12 protein-coding genes are annotated in these 16,365 nt (G+C 51.8%); 10 read left to right on the top strand and 2 right to left on the bottom strand.

Annotated features, from left to right (window positions below; all coding sequences use genetic code 11):
- Positions 1-12 precede the first annotated feature (12 nt).
- Positions 13-3,909 (bottom strand): galactose-binding domain-containing protein, encoded by a 3,897-nt coding sequence (locus AC0YN0_RS17420; RefSeq protein WP_475822384.1) that lies wholly within the window; start codon positions 3,907-3,909, stop codon positions 13-15.
- 395 nt (positions 3,910-4,304) lie between these two features.
- On the opposite strand from AC0YN0_RS17420, the gene AC0YN0_RS17415 reads away from it, so the two are divergent.
- Both AC0YN0_RS17415 and AC0YN0_RS17410 read left to right on the top strand, forming a co-directional pair.
- Complete coding sequence (locus AC0YN0_RS17415; RefSeq protein ID WP_475822383.1) at positions 4,305-4,718, top strand: VOC family protein; 414 nt, start codon at positions 4,305-4,307, stop codon at positions 4,716-4,718.
- Positions 4,719-4,800: 82 nt separating this feature from the next.
- Positions 4,801-5,406, top strand: a complete 606-nt coding sequence (locus tag AC0YN0_RS17410) for a TetR/AcrR family transcriptional regulator (protein WP_475822382.1) — start codon at positions 4,801-4,803, stop codon at positions 5,404-5,406.
- 142 nt (positions 5,407-5,548) lie between these two features.
- On the opposite strand, the gene AC0YN0_RS17405 is transcribed toward AC0YN0_RS17410, so the two are convergent.
- Positions 5,549-6,469 (bottom strand): helix-turn-helix domain-containing protein, encoded by a 921-nt coding sequence (locus AC0YN0_RS17405; RefSeq protein WP_475822381.1) that lies wholly within the window; start codon positions 6,467-6,469, stop codon positions 5,549-5,551.
- Positions 6,470-6,661: 192 nt separating this feature from the next.
- On the opposite strand from AC0YN0_RS17405, the gene AC0YN0_RS17400 reads away from it, so the two are divergent.
- The 8 genes from AC0YN0_RS17400 to AC0YN0_RS17365 all read left to right on the top strand — a co-directional run bounded on the left by AC0YN0_RS17400 (position 6,662) and on the right by AC0YN0_RS17365 (position 16,346).
- Complete coding sequence (locus AC0YN0_RS17400) at positions 6,662-7,291, top strand: YhbD family protein (RefSeq protein ID WP_475822380.1); 630 nt, start codon at positions 6,662-6,664, stop codon at positions 7,289-7,291.
- Positions 7,292-7,315: 24 nt separating this feature from the next.
- A complete protein-coding gene (locus tag AC0YN0_RS17395; RefSeq protein WP_475822379.1) occupies positions 7,316-7,993 on the top strand; it encodes a bactofilin family protein in 678 nt (225 codons plus the stop codon).
- A gap of 27 nt (positions 7,994-8,020) precedes the next feature.
- Positions 8,021-8,764: a bactofilin gene (locus AC0YN0_RS17390; protein WP_475822378.1), complete on the top strand. Its 744-nt coding sequence runs from the start codon at positions 8,021-8,023 to the stop codon at positions 8,762-8,764.
- A 187-nt stretch (positions 8,765-8,951) separates the two neighbouring features.
- The gene (locus AC0YN0_RS17385; RefSeq protein ID WP_475822377.1) at positions 8,952-9,929 is read left to right on the top strand and encodes a hypothetical protein; all 978 of its coding nucleotides are present in this window, start codon (positions 8,952-8,954) and stop codon (positions 9,927-9,929) included.
- 419 nt (positions 9,930-10,348) lie between these two features.
- On the top strand, positions 10,349-10,960 hold the full coding sequence (locus AC0YN0_RS17380; protein ID WP_475822376.1) for a peptide-methionine (S)-S-oxide reductase MsrA: 612 nt from the start codon (positions 10,349-10,351) through the stop codon (positions 10,958-10,960).
- A 15-nt stretch (positions 10,961-10,975) separates the two neighbouring features.
- On the top strand, positions 10,976-11,623 hold the full coding sequence (locus AC0YN0_RS17375) for a hypothetical protein (protein ID WP_475822375.1): 648 nt from the start codon (positions 10,976-10,978) through the stop codon (positions 11,621-11,623).
- A gap of 188 nt (positions 11,624-11,811) precedes the next feature.
- Entirely contained in the window at positions 11,812-15,318 is a 3,507-nt protein-coding gene (locus AC0YN0_RS17370; protein ID WP_475822374.1) for a glycosyl hydrolase, read from the top strand.
- A gap of 278 nt (positions 15,319-15,596) precedes the next feature.
- Positions 15,597-16,346, top strand: coding sequence for an HAD family hydrolase (locus tag AC0YN0_RS17365; protein ID WP_442048438.1), 750 nt, complete (start codon positions 15,597-15,599; stop codon positions 16,344-16,346).
- The last annotated feature ends 19 nt before the right edge of the window (positions 16,347-16,365 follow it).

Genomic DNA, 16,365 nt, shown 5'->3' with positions numbered 1-16,365 from the left:
TGCAGCGTCTAATCACCAGTTGTTGCCGGACACTCTCGTGACGGTGAAGTTCGGGCTGCCGCTCTCGCCGTAGATGGCGGCTACGCCTGGATTGTTGATCTTCACGTTCGTGAAGCTCGCCCCGCCGACCGCCGGGCCTTGCCCTTGCTCCGCTCTGACGACGAGCTTAATGCCGTAGCGGGTAGGGTTGTTGATGTTGACGTTCTCGACGCGAACGTTTTGCATCGCGAGATTTTCCGGCGATTTCGTCTGGAACATTAGGCCGAAGTAGACCGGATTGTTGATGTCGACGTTCTTGACGAGAATGTTCTTGAACGTCCGGTCGCCGCCGAAGAACCAGATCGCACCGAAGTTCTGATATTCGTTGATCTTGTCATCCGCGCCGACGCTGGTCCAGAAGTCGCCGCCGGTACGGTCGAGCGTTACGCCGTCGATGACCGTATCTTGATCCCCGAAGCCGAGCGTGTTGTAGCCGAAGCTGAGGCTGCTGATCGTGAGGCCCGGATACGTAAGCGTATCTGCGCCGTACAGGTTTTGGTACAGGTTGCCGGAACCGCCGTATACGGCGAACGCGGCTGCGCGTCTAACGCAAGTAGCGGTCAGATTCGAGTATACGTTGCCTACGTTGTAAGACCCGCCTGCATCCACCGCGCTGAACAAGGCGAAAGCGTCGTCGCCGGCTCCGCGCGAGTAGTTGTTGTCGATGACGTTATAGGACGAGCCGTTCGTCATGTTGATGCCGTCCGCGAACGTGTTTTTGATTCGGTTGTCTTGGAACGTATTGTAGGAGGAGTTGACGCCCCAGTACAAGCAGATGAAGTGCTCGACCCAAATGTTCTGAACCGTAACGTCCTGCATGCCGTTGCCGTCAATGAACTTGCCTGGACCGTCTGTCCGGTAAACATAGTTGCCCCATGCGGACAGATCTTTGATCGTCGAACCGTTCGCGGTCGATCCGATATTGAAGCCGACATCCGTATTGGATTGGCTCTGCGGAGCGACGAGCTTCGTATGCCATGGGCCTGCGCCGATGATCTCCGTTGCACGGCCGTAGAGGAAGATTTTGCTGTTGATCGTCCACTCGCCGGCAGGGATGAAGATGCCCTTCTTCGTGTTGTCTTGCCTGAATTCATTAAGCGCCTGCTCGATGGATTTGGTAGACGAAACTTGAACGTATTTGCTTGGATCCGGATTGGAAGCAGCCGGCGCGACGTTTTCCGTTTCGATCATGTCGACATAAATCCAGGATACGTCGCCGGCATCCTTCTGAATCTTGATCTTCGTGCCTGCCGGATACACTTGATCGAGCATGAGCTGCGAATCTTCATAGAGCCAGTATGCAGTTAAGCCTGCCCCAGGAGCGTTGTCGTAGCCGAGTCTGCCAAGCGTGCTAGGCGTTGCGTACACGTAAGAGAACTTGGAGGTGACGTTGAAGTTGCCTTTATCGACTCCGTTAGCGTAAATGCTGACCGTTCCGGTCGTGCTTTCGGCTACCGCGTTGCGAAGAACGAATGCGTTCGCTGGAGCGGTAAGCGTAAATTCGACATATTCACCCGTTGCATCAAGATGGACGGCAGAACGTCCGGAAGCTTCGCCGGCGAAGTCGCCAGGCTTGAAGTTAGGGACAAGCTTCGTTCCGTTCGTCGTGTTGGAGGGAGCTTCCGCCTCAATGATGGTGAACGGCATATTCGCGCCGCGGCCAACATAAAGGCTTGATGTGCTTGTGTTGTTTGCTTGCTTGATGCTTACTTCGTTCGCGTCATTGGCAACCGTTGCTGTCGCGGAGTAGCTGCCATTCGCAGCGGTCCAAGTTCCCATATTGACGTTGACGGATTGGCCAGCCGTGAGCGCTCCGCTATATGAGCCGTTCAGCGTCTGAATCGTCGTGCCTGCCGCGTTCTTCAGCAGAAGCGTAATCGCATGGGCGCCGCCTGCTGATGCAACGTTGCCTTGGTTTTTCAAATTAACCGTGAACGTTACGGTGTTACCTGCGCTCGGATTGCTCGGATTCCAGGATGCCGTTGTAATGAGGTCGGAGCTTGGCACGGGAACGACTGTCAGCGAGGCCGCACTCGTAAAGCTGTTGTTACTGTCGTTCTGCTCGATGATTGCATTGCTCTCATCGACTTTGGCGCTTACTGCGTAAGTGCCGGCATTTCTCGTTCCGGCATTCAGCGTAACCGTTGCTGAGGCGCCGGCCGCCAAAGCGCTGACCGGTGCAGAACCGACAAGCTCGCCAGCCAGAAAGAAGTTGACCGAAGTTGACGGCGCGTTCGCGTTGCCGTTATTTTTGACGGTTGCGCTCAATGTAATGGCATCGGTCTCGACCGGTGATGCCGGCGCGGAGGTCATGCCGGTAATCGTCAGATCCGGATTCGGAGCCGGTGTGCCGTATATTTCGAACTCCGCTACTTGACCCGCAGAAGAACCGGTGTTGGCTGTAATGTTCAAGCGTACCTGTTTGACTGCAGCGGTGACCGGAATCGTTACCGAGTTGCCGGTAGCCGGATTGAATGTGTAAGACGCGGAGGATACGAGATTGTTGAACGCAGCCGAGTCTTGGTTGTTGCCTAATACTTGAATCGTTTGGGTGCGAGTCCCCCATTCCGTAGCCGGGTTCAACTTCAAGACGATTGATGTGATGTTATGGTTAGAGCCGAGATCGACTGTGAGGGTACTCGGGTTACTGCCGCCTTCCCAGTATGTAGCCGTACTGCCATCGTTGCCGTTAGCTGCTACAAAAGTGTGGACGGTAGAGGAAGAGGTAATGCTTTTGTTCAATGCGACATTATTTCCGGTTGGCGTCGTAGGTGTAGGCGTAACCGTTGGTGTTGGAGTCGGTGATGCTGTAGGAGTCGGTGTAGGTGTTGGTGTTGGCGATGCTGTAGGAGTCGCTGTAGGTGTAGGTGAAGCCGTTGGTGTAGGGGTAGGCGTCGTATTCGTGAACGTCAACGTAATCTGGTCCAGATTAACATTGCCCGAATCGCCTCCGTCATATTTGTACGCGATCGTATTGCTGCCGGCATTCAAAGCCAGCGTTTCCGATTTCGTGCCCCATGTATCCCAGTTCGCGAGGTTAGCAAGCGTTGTCTGGCGAATTTTCGTGCCGTTGACGTAAACGCTGATCGTGCGCGAACCGCCTTGGGCGTTGCCGTATTTCAAGGCGACATCGTAGTTGCCGGCTGACGCCACGCTAACCGTAAACGTAGTTGTCGCGCCTTGTGTCCAGTAACCGTCTACGAAACCTGTGCCGGAGTATCCGGTATGATCGGTATTTACTTTGGCTCCGGAAGCGAGTGCAGCGCTTTCGGCTTGATAAGTGCCTGTAGGTGCTGTTGTAGGAGTAGGAGTAACTGGAGGCGTTGGTGTAGGCGTAACGGTTGATCCGTAAATTTCGAATTCGGAAATTTGGCCGGCTTGCCAGCCTGTGTTGGCGGAGATGCTCAAGCGAACATAACGCGTGCTGACAGCGGCAAAGTTAATCGTTACGGAGTTGCCGTTAACGGTAGGGTTGAACACATAGCTTGCAGAGCCAACGATGTCGGTAAACGATGAGCCGTTCGAGCTGCCCTGCACGGCCAACGTTTGCGTGCGCGTCTCCCAGCCTGCCGGCAGCTTCAGCACGACTTGATCGATGCTGGCGCTAGCGCCGAGATCGACTTGAATCCACTGCGGGAATGCGTTGTTCACGCTTTCCCAATACGTGCTTGCGTTGCTGTCGACGACGTTGCCCGCAACGTACACGTCGGCATGGCCGCTGGTGGTCACGCTTTTGCCCGCGGCGAGGTTAGGCCCGCCAGCGGCGGACGAGTCGGAAGGGTAGAGGGTGAACTGCGACAGCAATACAACGAAGGACAGGAACAGGATGAAGGACGGATTTTTCGTAAGCCGTTTGCTCATAGAGAACATAAATAACCTCCTAGTTATATCTTTCTTAAGGAAAATAATGCGCTTACATTATTGCGCAAAGCGAGTGGACTTTTGACGATCACCTCCTTAATAGAGAGATAGGTTATGTTGTTTTCATTTGTTTTCACAATTTGACAGAAGTAGAGTGTGCAGAGTTGAGGTCGCAGCGTGCAAAGATAGTGGAGGATGAAAGGGTCGTTTCATGAGGCAAGGTTCGGATTGGTCGTATGAGCCTAGCATAAAGCAGTTCCCTTCATTACTGAATAGCTATTCCTACGATGATCGTGTGTTATTTTATTGTTTGGTTTATAGCGCGCAGTTTACATACATACAGTATGTATGTTAATATAAATGCAATCAACACATCAAATGACGAAATCAAGGAGGCTGTTCCAATGAAAGTAACGAGTTTTTATCCGGTCATTCAGTCGGGGAAAGTATCGGAGACCGCAGCGTTTTACACGGCATATTTCGGCTTTGAAAAGGTATTCGAGGCAGATTGGTACGTGAGCTTGAAGCTTGCTAACAGTGAAATTCCGTTCGAGTTGGCGATTTTGGATCCGGCGCATCCTACCGTTCCTGAGGGACATGGGACGAGCGTAAATGGTCTTATCTTGAACCTGGAGATAGAGGATGCGGATGCCGAGTACGAGCGTCTCATTCAGATCGCCAAGCTGCCGCTTCTGCAAGATATTCGGGATGAGGAGTTCGGCCAGCGGCACTTTATTACAGCCGATCCGAACGGCGTACTGATCGATATAATTCAAGTCATTCCGCCTTCTGAAGCTTATAGCGAACAATACTTGTAAGACCCTGAAACGTCCGCTACAATGTATGACAACGAGACGGACCGGCTAGAACGGTTGACAAGCAGACGATTGGAGCTTCCTTATGGCCAGAAGAACGAAAGCAGAGACGAACGAGACGATTCATACGCTTACGGCAATAGCCAGGCGGCATTTCACGGAACACGGTTATGCGGATGCGGCGCTGGAGCTGATCGTACAGGAAGCGAACCTGACGCGAGGCGCCGTCTATCATCATTTTCGCAGCAAAAAAGAGCTGTTCCGCAGCGTGCTGGAATCGGTACAGCGCGAAGTGGCCCAGCGCGTCGAGCGGGATGCTTCCGCATCGGAAGACGCATGGGAGCAGCTCTATCTGGGGTGCCGCGCGTTCGTGATGGCTGCGGTAGAAGAGAACCGCAAACGCATTATGCTGATCGACGGACCGGCAATCCTGGGCTGGAACGTATGGCGCGAAATGGATGAACAGCATGCGATGAGCTTGCTGCGAGGCCAACTGCGGCTTATGAAGGAGCAAGGTTATTTGAACCGTGCATCCATCGACGCGATGACGCATTTGTTATCGGGCGCGCTCAACGAAGCCTCGCTTTGGCTGGCGCATGCGGAGACGCGGCCGGAAGCGCTGGAAGAAGCAATGCGGACGCTGAAACTGCTTTTAGAGGGCATTAAGCTGGCCGATGTTCGCCAATTATAACAATGTGTGGCTACCCGCGCGGGGAACCTCTATTTTACGTGTAATTTCGGTTATTCTTTTTCCGATTGCGACTGCACAGACAGGATGATTAGCGCTTTAAATGCAAAAACCGCGCAGTTGTGCAGCTGCGCGGTTTTTGGCTTTATTTCATCCGGTTCACGAGCCCGGTCACTAGCTTGCTGAGCGACTCCCTCCCGATGAAGGGGGCGAGACTTGCGAGCAGGTCGGGATTGTAGTTGTCCTCGTTCATTCCTTCCAGCAGCTTCTCGATATGAGCCTTGCCAAGGAAGGGGGCCAACCCTACGATGCGGCTCGCATCCAGCTCGCCATCGGTAACTTGGTCGACAAGTCGTCCGAGTGTGCCTTGGCTAATGAACGGGGCGAGACCTTGCACGGCGCTCCAGCTTATGTTGCCATTCGCTGCTTGCGTGACGAGTTTGTCTATGTCTTCCCGGTGGAGGAAGGGGGCGAGTCCGACGATTTGCGATAAATCTGCCGTACCGGCGATTGTCCGGTCGACTAACCTGCCAAGCGCTTCCCTGCTAACGAACGGGGCGAGCGAACCAACCGTCTCCCATGGTATTTCGTTATCCGCTACTTGAACAACGAGAGCGTCGATCGTCTCCGCGGGCAGGAACGGCGCCAACTGTTGAATGACGTTCATGCTGAACCTTGCGTGATCTACCTTATCGGCGACCTGCTTCAACGTGCTTGCTTTCATTAGCGGAGCAACCTCCACGAGCTCATCCGCTTCCATGCTGCCGTCGTTCACCATATCGGCTACTTGATCGGTTTCGTCGACAGCTATTTTCTCAATAATGGTGCCTGTATGGTGACTTTGCCCAACTCCAGCAAGTCCGCCGTTGATAATGTCGTCGACCGTCGTATTGAAAAACTTCGCCAGTCCCGGCAGCGTTCCGATATCAGGCATCGACTCCCCGCGCTCCCACTTCGAGACGGCTTGGTGGCTTACGTTCAGTTGATCGGCCACCTCCATTTGCGTCAGATCCTTCTCTTTCCTAAGCTTCGAGATGTAGGCTCCAATCAAACGTAAATCAAGCATTCCAATTCCTCCTAAAAGGTTACGTACAGCGCGCACTGTCAATAACAGCATAGCATGGGGGCGTTTTGCGGACTATCAATTGTTGGTAGAATTAAGGTTTGCAACCAGCGGTAGAATTTCACGCCATATCCACCCCCTTTACTGCGTAACAATGTTATGTTACATTGATAGCAGAAAGGGGCGTTATGATGGATGGACGATGAACTCATATCCAAGAAAGAGCTGCTTGAGCTGACGGGTATTTCTTACGGACAATTGTACCGATGGAAGCGCAAAAACCTCGTGCCGGAGGATTGGTTTATCCGGAAGTCTGCATTTACGGGACAAGAGACATTTTTTCCGAAGCAACGAATGTTGGCCAGAATCGATAAAATCATTAACATGAAGGATGATTTGTCGCTCGATGAGCTGGCTGAAGTGTTTTCGCCAACGCCTGCCGGACTGGCACTCAGTGTGCAGCAATTAATTGAACGAAACATTGTTACGAATGTTACAGCGGATTTTGCGGAAGAGCAAATGGGTAGACTGCCCCTCTACACCTTCGAGCAGACGATGTACTTTTACATATTGGACCAAAGCTTGTTGACGGGCGAGATGAGCCTGGACGAGGGCAAAAACTTGCTTCGAACGTTGACGGAGCATTACCCGAAATTCGAGGGCAAACCTTGTGATCTATATTTGATTCGCAAAATGGGCGTATCGACGTTTTTTCTTATGGCATCGGGAAGCGAGCTTTACATGGAGAGCGGCGTTAGAATTGCCCTGCATTTTCCTATTGCAAAGTGTATCGAGGAATTGAAGCTGAAGCTGTCGTCTTATTAACAAGAGGTGAAGGGGGATATGTCAATGGAGGCGATACGTAAGCCTGATCTTAAGATAGTGGGCATAGGTTCTACGCAGGGCGGCGAAGTCGGCATGGCGAAGATTGAAGGAATCGGGCGAGTGAAGGGCAGCATACGCTGCACGGACTTTGTGCTGGACGGTATAGCGACGATCTCTGGCAGTCTGGAATCTGTAAAAGCCCGATTGTATGGAACGTCTCACATTGAGGGCAATATGCTCGCGAAGCAGCTTGAGCTGAACGGCAAAGTAACAGTAGATGGCGATTTGATAGGCGACTTTATGGAGATTAACGGGATGTTGACGGTCAAAGGCAAGTGCGAGATGGAAACGTTCCGCGGGAGCGGCAGGCTGCATGTAGGGTTGCTAAACGCAGGGACGGTCGAACTGAAGATCCACGGGAGCTGCAGCATTGGAGAAATCGGCGGCGAGCGCATTAGTATTCGGAAGGGATCGAGCAAAGGTCTACTTAAATGGCTGAAGACGCTTCCTGTTCCATTCAGCGATAAGCTGAGTGTTCATACAATTGAAGGCGACGACATTCATGTAGAATATACGAAGGCAAAGGTCGTGCGCGGGAATAACGTTACGATTGGTGCGGGCTGCGAGATTGAGCTTGTGGAGTATAAGGAGAAGTTCGTTCAGGATAAGAGCGCGCATGTCGGCAGCAAGGTTAAGCAATAAAGGAGAAGACGGAGGGAGGCTAAAGGGATGAGCAGTATGTCACAAGGCGGATTAACGAGCGGTGGCTTAACGATTACGGGCAGCTCCGTTGCGCTTGGCGGCCATTATGATCGGGTGAAAATTGTCGGAGAAGGCTCGATAGAGGGCGATGTGCAGAGCAATAAGCTCAAAGTTATGGGCACGCTGGAGATGAATGGGCGATTGCAGACGAAGGACATTCATGTTGTCGGCACAGCCGTCTTCTCGGATCATGTGCAAGCAGCAACCGCGAAGGTGACTGGAACGGCGACAATTGCAGGAAACGCGCAAATACAGGAGCTTCGCTGCTCGGGGGCGATGGAAGTTGCGGGCAACGTGCGCAGCGAGCGGTTCATACTGAAAGGTGAACTGAAAGCGAAGGGAGCCTGCGAGGTTGATCAGTTCACGGTGAGAGGCATGTTCCACATTGGAGGCCTCCTGAATGCGGGACGGCTGGACATTAAGCTGTATCAGGACTGCTCGGCTGATGAGATTGGCGGGGAGAAAATCACGATTAAGAAGGCAAGCCTGCTCAATCCGTTCAACCTGTTTTTCTTCAGGCCGGACGCCAAGGCGTCGTTGACAACGAACGTCATTGAAGGCGATCAAATCTATATCGAGTATACGAAGGCGGGTATTGTTCGCGGTAAACGTGTGACAATTGGGCCCGGCTGTGAGATCGGCGCAGTCGAATATAAGGAAAGCTTCGAGCTGATGAGCGGATCTACGGTGAAGCAGAAGCGTAAAATATAAGGGATGAAGCGGATTCGGCAGCATAGCCGGGTCGGCTTCTTTTTTTATGCAGCGAAAGACTTATCTTCATTTCATGCTTGTATGATTTTGGTAATGTAAGTATGATGGACTTTGGAACTAGGGGATATTTGGAAGCCCCGTGACGGTTCTGACAAACCTAGCATACATACAGAAGGGGAACGGAATCATGAGGGGTCATAATCGTACTAGAAAGATAGTTAAGAGCATTGCGGGATTAGCTTTGCTGCTTGTTATTCTAAGCGGGTGCTCGGTCGAAACGAAGCAGACTGCACAGATGATCGAGGATCAGATCGAGAATGTCACGGATAGCGCCAATCCTTATGTGTTGGCAGTTAAGGGTGGCTACCAGGAGGATAACCCGGATCAATTGTACGGAGATACATTCGAGCAGTTTTTTGCGGAACCTACATGGACCTATTTCTTGTCAGATACGGATGAGCATGTCGTTGAGTTTACAGGTATGATGATGTATATGGATACAGAAGTTAAAGCACGTTTGCAATTTATTGTGGACGACGAGTCGGATACGTTCGAGGTAGGTGCATTGTCCTTCAATGATGTCCCGCAGACGGAGCTGATTAAGCTGTCCGTGCTGACCAAAGTATTCGGAGACGGCTCGGCCGCTTCCGGAACAGAGGGGCAACCCGTTGAGGAAGTTGAGGAAATTGCCGAGTCTACTCAAGCGCCAATGACAGATGCAAACGAAAATATTGAGGGTATGTACGCAGGGCAGCTAGAAGGAATTTCACTCGTTTTGGGCGACTCCACAGAGCTGATTGCCGAGCATTACGGCGAGCCGGTTGAGGCTGATTATTATGAAGGCGGTCTTTATTTTTCCTACTCCGATATTGTTTTTCTGACTAGCGCCGCGAGGGCGGAGGACGGAACGACCGAGCATGGCAAAATCATATCCATAGCGCTTCCGAGGGGCGCTTCAATCGGCGGTGTCGTTGTCGGTGATACGTTCGACGAGATCGAGGCCGTTATGGGAGAGGGCTATCGTTATGGGGACGAAGAGAGCGGCGGGTGGTATTTGGAGTATGCATACGGCGACTACGTCGTCTCGTTCTCGGCCCAAGAGGAAGCGGGCGATACGATGTCGATGGAGTATCATCATGCCCAGTATGCGGTTCCATACTCATAAGTAAGGCGATAAGGATCATAACCGATTGGGGTTATGATTCTTTTTTTACCAACTATTTCGTCAGATGGACAGCTTTCGGCTAAAATAAAGACACATGGCTTATTCGATTCGATCGGAATCATTTCAACTGTGCTCAAACTTTATTGCGTATTGCGTCTATGTTGGATAATTGCATTAACTTTTGGATATTCTGGGCACTATTTGAGTCTATGATGGATTTCTGCACTAACTTTCCTTTGGGGAGCTCCTATTCGGCTGTTCAAGCATGGAGTTGATGCGAAAATCCAATATAGCACTAAGTCAAGCTTCAAATGGGGCTTCTATCCTGCAGAAATCCATTATAGCAATACCCACCGACAGAACAGCGGCCAAAGGTCGGCGTTCCGGTAATTATTAGTCTTAGAATAGGAGGCGCGCAGATGAGCGATACGATTACACTTGGCATGGGCTGCTTCTGGAGTCCGGATGCATTGTTCGGCAGCGTGCCCGGCGTTGTTCGTACGCGGACAGGTTATGCGGGAGGCACGACGCCAACTCCAACCTATCGCCAGATGGGCGACCATTCGGAGACGGTAGAGCTAGAGTACAATACCGCCGTTGTTTCCCTTGAGGAGCTGTTGCGGCTTTTCTGGGATAACCATAACCCCTACAATATTAATGGATACAAGGGGAGACAGTATCAGTCTTTAATAATCTATCGTCATGAATCGCAGCGAGATGCCATTCAAGCGGTGCTGAAGGAGCGGGAGATAGCTCCCGATACGGAACTCCAACCTTATACAAAGTTCTGGGAAGCGGAAGAGAGGCATCAGAAATATTATTTGCACAGGTATCCACAGGCGGTCAATGCGCTTAACGATCTGTATTCCTCTCGTGATGAGCTGCTGAGCTCTACGCTAGCTGCGCGTTTGAATGGTTTAGCCAAAGGGTACACCAACCTGTCGCGTTTAAAAGAAGAAATCGGAGGATGGGATATCGACTCGGGTGAAGGGGAACGTATTTTGCACGTAATCACCCAAATTCGTTGGTAGAGGAGGGGACGGGTAATGGGCTTGTTTCAAATGAAGGCTGTACAGAATGGACAGCATCGTATGGTTTCTTTCCTGGAGGATAATTACGTGTGCACAGGTTCTGTGGGATTAGGGGATTTGGAATGTGTCAGTGAGACGGAGCTCGCTGCGCGGATAACTCGGCAATACGGGGCGGAAGCTGCGGCGCTTAGCAAAAATATCGAAGAGCTTGGCTGCTTCGTGTTCAATATGCAAGATGGCGACTACGTGCTTGTGGCTGACGGGGATGATGTTCACCTAGGCGATCTAGGCGACTACTATTATGTCGATCGCTTCGATAATGAGGAAGACGGAAGCTGTCACCGACGCGGGGTCACTTGGCTGAAGCGCTATGCTCGTTCCGACCTTAGAGAGGAGCTGCACGCTTTTCTAGCGGATGAGGCTGCGGTATCACGATTCGAGAAGCCGGTCACCAAAACGGAGTTGGAGAACGATTGGGCAGTGAAGACGTTGAACAAGGACCGGATGTGCGAGGAGGGGCTTCCCGCAGCAGTACCTGCCTATCTCATCGCCGAGGCGTTAGCGGTATTGGAAGTTGCGTTGCATAGCGACAACCCGGATCGGAGGGAACGTGCTGCTGTTGCGATACTGCAATATGCGAGTAAATCTAGCGTCATGCCATGAAGGTAATAGCTCTGATCAAGAGGAAACTCTTGCTTGGAGCTATTTTTGTTTTGTTATTTTTGTTAGCTAACTTTTCAATAATAAAGCAAAAAACTATGATCATGCCATATTTAATGTAAGCGCTTCAATGTATAATATTGGTGTAATTATTGTGAGGTTATCCAATACATATTGCGGAGGGATGCGGCTTGTTCAAAACAAGGAAGAAATGGCTTTCAAGTATCATTGTGTTCTCTATGCTGCTTTATTTGTTAGTACCGTTTGCAGGTATGGCATACGCGCAGACAGAGGATGTGAATTATGACTTCGAGGATGGCACGGCAAGCGGCTGGCAGGGAGGCTGGGGGGATGCGCTTGTATCGGTAGAAGCAAGCGGCGATCTCGCTGCCGAAGGCAATAGCTATGCGCTGAAAGTAAATACGAGCTATTCGAACACTGCGACTTGGCAGACCGCTGCCATTCGTGTATATCACGGCCTTGATCTAACGAAATACGGCAAGGTCGATTATGACCTCTATGTCCCGCAATCTTTCCCCGGCGTTCTCGGGGTCAGCACTGATCTGAACGGCAGTTGGCAGGGGTTAGACTACAGCAATCATGATATTACCGCGCTTGCCTCGGGTGCTCAGACGATCAATGGCATCTCCTATGTGCCGATTCATAAGAGCGTCGTTATTCCGGCAGGCTCAGCGCAAGGCGAGCTTGTTATACAAATGCAGAAGAACATGGATCTCGTCTACAACGGCGCAATCTATGTGGATAATATCCGATTGTCTGCACGGACGGATATCCCTGTCGATCCGGAGCCGCCTACGCAAGTGGTCGGTACGTACAAGGCTGTCGATGCGTTGCTGGCTGGCAATGGCCCTGAATTCAGAACCGTTCCAGTTGGAGGCGATGCTCTCTATGAAGGCGAAGGCTACGTCTCCTTCTTCTATGAGCATGACGAAGCGAGTCCTGGAACGGCTACGTTCAATGTGAACGTTCCGGAGACAGGGCTATACAAGTTAATCGTCGGCTATTACGCGCCCTATGGCGACAAGGAAACGTCGATTCTCATTAACGGACAGTCAAACGGCAACTCAAAGCTGCCGATATTGCCCGCGGGTGAAGTAACTGGCGAGTACGCGGCCGGTAAAGTACTTCTGCAAGAGGGTGCTAACACAATCGGTTTCGCGAGAAACTGGGGTTATTACGGCATCGAGTACATTACACTGGAATCCGACAAACCGGCAGCCGACCGTGTCGAGGCAGAGGATGGAGTCATTGGAGAAGGTGCATCCGTTCTGACGGACTCGCCGGGGTATTCGGGCACGGGCTACGTGTTCATGCCTAGCAGCGGTTCGATTACGTTAACGTATAACGCTGCATCGGCTGGGTTGTATGATTTTGCAATCGGCTATCAAGCGCCATATGGCTATAAGGAAACGTCGGTACTGCTGAACGGCTCTCCTGTCGCAAACGTGCCTCTCCAGCCGACGACAGAGTTCTCGGAGAAGCAAGCTGGGAAGCTGCTGCTTCAAGCAGGTGAAAATACGATTACGTTCGAGCCGTTTTGGGGTTGGTACAACATCGACTACATCGCGTTGACGCCTACGGCTCCGCCGAAGACGCATAATGTGCCGAAGACGCTTGTGAATCCGAACGCTTCGCCAGAGGCGCAAGCGGTCATGAACTATCTCGTGGACAACTACGGCAAAAAGATTATTTCCGGCCAGCAAACGTTGGAAAACGCAGAATGGATTTATGAGCAAACGGGCAAATATCCGGCCATTTTCTCAACTGACCTGATTGAGTACTCGCCTTCACGCGTCGAGTACGGGTCGACTTCGCAAGAGGTCGAGAAAATGATGGATTGGGCTGAAAGAGGCGGTCTTATTTCCTTGTGTTGGCATTGGAACGCTCCGAAGGGGCTGTTCGGCAATGAAGTGGGTAAGGAATGGTGGAGAGGCTTCTATACGGAATTCACAACGTTCAATCTTCAGTATGCGCTAGATAACAAGGATTCGGAGGATTATGAGCTGCTGATTCGCGACATCGATGCGATATCGGTGCAGTTGAAGCGACTGCAAGATGCGAACATTCCCGTGCTATGGAGACCGCTGCATGAGGCAGAAGGCGGCTGGTTCTGGTGGGGAGCGAGCGGTCCGGAAGCAGCGAAAGAGCTTTATCGTATGATGTACGACCGGATGACAAACTACCATGGCTTGAACAATCTGATCTGGATTTGGAACTCTCCTTCAGCGGACTGGTATCCAGGCGATGATGTAGTAGACATTATTAGTACCGACATTTACAATCCGGCGGGTGATTACAGCCCGAGCAGCAATAAATACGACAGCCTTGTATCGCTTGTGAACGATAAGAAGCTGGTGACGCTGCCGGAGAATGGGCCGATTCCAGATCCGGATTTGCTGCAAATTTATAACGCCGACTGGAGCTGGTTCAGCACATGGGCAGGCAGCTTCATTACGGACGGCGTCACTAACACCGCAGCACATTTGGATAAAGTATTTAACAGTGATTATGTCATTACGCTAGATGAGCTTCCCGACAATATTTACAGCTACGGACTGCCGGATACGGCGGCTTCCTTGTCAGCGTCGCCGAATGCGAATGGGTGGTTTAACGAGGATGTTACGGTGACTTTAACCGCCGGCGCTTCGGGTGAAGGGGAATCGGTAACTACGTATTATGCAATTAACAGTGGAGCTTACGGGGTATATGTAGAACCTATAGAAGTTTCATTCGAAGGCGAGACGACGATTTCGTATTATTCGGTTGATGCGGCAGGTGCAGCGGAAGCGGTCAAGACGGTTCAGGTGAAGCTGGACAAAACAGCGCCGTCGGCACAGTTGCTGCAGTCGGGCAGTGCTGTCCATGATATTACTCAAGGAGAGCCGCTGCGATTCGAGCTGACAAGCACGGATGCGGAATCCGGCGTTGCAGCCGAGCATATGTTGCTTGACGGTACAGCGATTGTCAGCGGTCAAGCCATCAATTCGTCCGCTCTTGCAGCGGGGTCGCATACGGTTCAGTATACCGTTACGGACAAGGCCGGCAATGAACAAGCAGGCAGTATTACCTTCGGAGTTGTGAAGCCGCTGGCGAAGGGTGCTCCAGGAAAGCCTGTACTAAGCGACAACAATGGTTATGACACCGGATTGAAGGACGGCAGCTACACCGTTACGATGAACCTGTGGCACGGCAACAATGGTACGGAGTTCAAGCTATATGAGAATGGCGTGCTGATCAGCACGAAGAAGCTGACGGACGTATCGCCAGCTGCGCAAACCGTCGCTACGGCGATTGCAGGCAAAGCAAACGGTACGTACACGTACACTTGCGAGCTTACGAATGTGTTCGGCACAACCTCGTGCGCGCCGCTCGTCGTCGTCGTTAAGGATGCGAACCCAGGCAAACCGGTATTGTCCAGCGACAACTGGGATGGAGACGGCCAGTTCAAGGTAACGATGAATATGTGGTGGGGAACGAATGCCACGGAGTACCGTCTTTACGAGAACGGTCAGCTCATCGATGTGAAGCCGCTCAGCGAATCCACGCCTGGCGCGCAAAACGCAGTGACAACAATCGCGGGCAAAGCCAAGGGCACATACACGTATCGATGCGAGCTTGTAAACGCGGCTGGCGTTACCTCGAGCGATACGATAACGGTCGTGGTGAAGAAGCAATAGGGATTAAGTGTAACCAAAGCTTTGTCCGTTCCAATAGGAGCGGGCAGAGCTTTTTTGTGTTAGGCGTGGACCCACGAAACCGCCAAGCCCAGCGCTGTAAGAGCATATATGACCTTACCCGTGACACAAACGGGTTACTCCTTCGCTGTAAGTGCATATACGCACTTACAGCCTCGCACGAACACGGCACTTTTAGCCTTTTTGCGATCATAGAAGCTATCTGCCCCCGTCTAGTGGTAGAATAAGTACAAAAAAACGAGTGATAGACAGGAGAAGTAATGAAATTGGACATCAATGTTACTCATACAGCCGTATTTTTTGATGTGGACGACACGTTATACGATCATTTGACGCCGTTTCGGAAAGCGTTGGAGACGGTCGCAGCGACTACTGAAGCGTTCCCTTACGAAGAGGCGTATCATCGGATGCGCTACTATAGCGACATACTATCATTGGAGATGGGCGGAGCGGGCAAAATGGAGGAAGGACAAGCGACGGAATTGATGCGCCGCCGGCGTTTCCAACTCACGCTTGCCGAGTTCGGCATCGAGGTTAGCGAGCAGCAATCTGCCGACATTCAGGCTGCTTATATCGGCTGCCAGTTCGACATCCAGATGTTCGACGGGGCGCGCGAATTGCTGAAGCGGCTGAGCGGGGCCGGCTTCGTTGTCGGACTCATCACGAACGGGGCGGAGGCGCATCAGATGAGCAAGATCAAAGCGATGGAGCTCGATGCGCTTATCCCGCCGGAACGTCAATTCGTTTCGGGCAAGGTTGGCCACGACAAGCCCGATCGCCGTATTTTCGAATACGTGAATGAACAGACGGGAACGAAGCCGGCGAACTGCATCTATGTCGGCGATTCGTGGCGCAACGACGTCATCGGCGCGATTGAGGCGGGCTGGAGCGTCATTTGGTTCAATCATCGCGGCGCGAAGCCCGAGTCGGAGCATATGCCGCATCATATCGCGTCAAGCTATGAACAATTGAATCGTCTGCTTATGAGAAATGAAGTGCGTTCGGTATAATGGTTTGCGAAGAGAAGGA

The organism is Paenibacillus sp. J22P218, assembly GCF_056269195.1.
This window is presented reverse-complemented; position numbering and strand designations above follow the sequence as displayed.

Coding starts and splice junctions, on each gene's coding strand:
- AC0YN0_RS17420 (WP_475822384.1), bottom strand. CDS start 3,909: ATGTTCTCTATGAGCAAACGGCTTACGAAAAATCCGTCCTTCATCCTG.
- AC0YN0_RS17415 (WP_475822383.1), top strand. CDS start 4,305: ATGAAAGTAACGAGTTTTTATCCGGTCATTCAGTCGGGGAAAGTATCG.
- AC0YN0_RS17410 (WP_475822382.1), top strand. CDS start 4,801: ATGGCCAGAAGAACGAAAGCAGAGACGAACGAGACGATTCATACGCTT.
- AC0YN0_RS17405 (WP_475822381.1), bottom strand. CDS start 6,469: ATGCTTGATTTACGTTTGATTGGAGCCTACATCTCGAAGCTTAGGAAA.
- AC0YN0_RS17400 (WP_475822380.1), top strand. CDS start 6,662: ATGGACGATGAACTCATATCCAAGAAAGAGCTGCTTGAGCTGACGGGT.
- AC0YN0_RS17395 (WP_475822379.1), top strand. CDS start 7,316: ATGGAGGCGATACGTAAGCCTGATCTTAAGATAGTGGGCATAGGTTCT.
- AC0YN0_RS17390 (WP_475822378.1), top strand. CDS start 8,021: ATGAGCAGTATGTCACAAGGCGGATTAACGAGCGGTGGCTTAACGATT.
- AC0YN0_RS17385 (WP_475822377.1), top strand. CDS start 8,952: ATGAGGGGTCATAATCGTACTAGAAAGATAGTTAAGAGCATTGCGGGA.
- AC0YN0_RS17380 (WP_475822376.1), top strand. CDS start 10,349: ATGAGCGATACGATTACACTTGGCATGGGCTGCTTCTGGAGTCCGGAT.
- AC0YN0_RS17375 (WP_475822375.1), top strand. CDS start 10,976: ATGGGCTTGTTTCAAATGAAGGCTGTACAGAATGGACAGCATCGTATG.
- AC0YN0_RS17365 (WP_442048438.1), top strand. CDS start 15,597: ATGAAATTGGACATCAATGTTACTCATACAGCCGTATTTTTTGATGTG.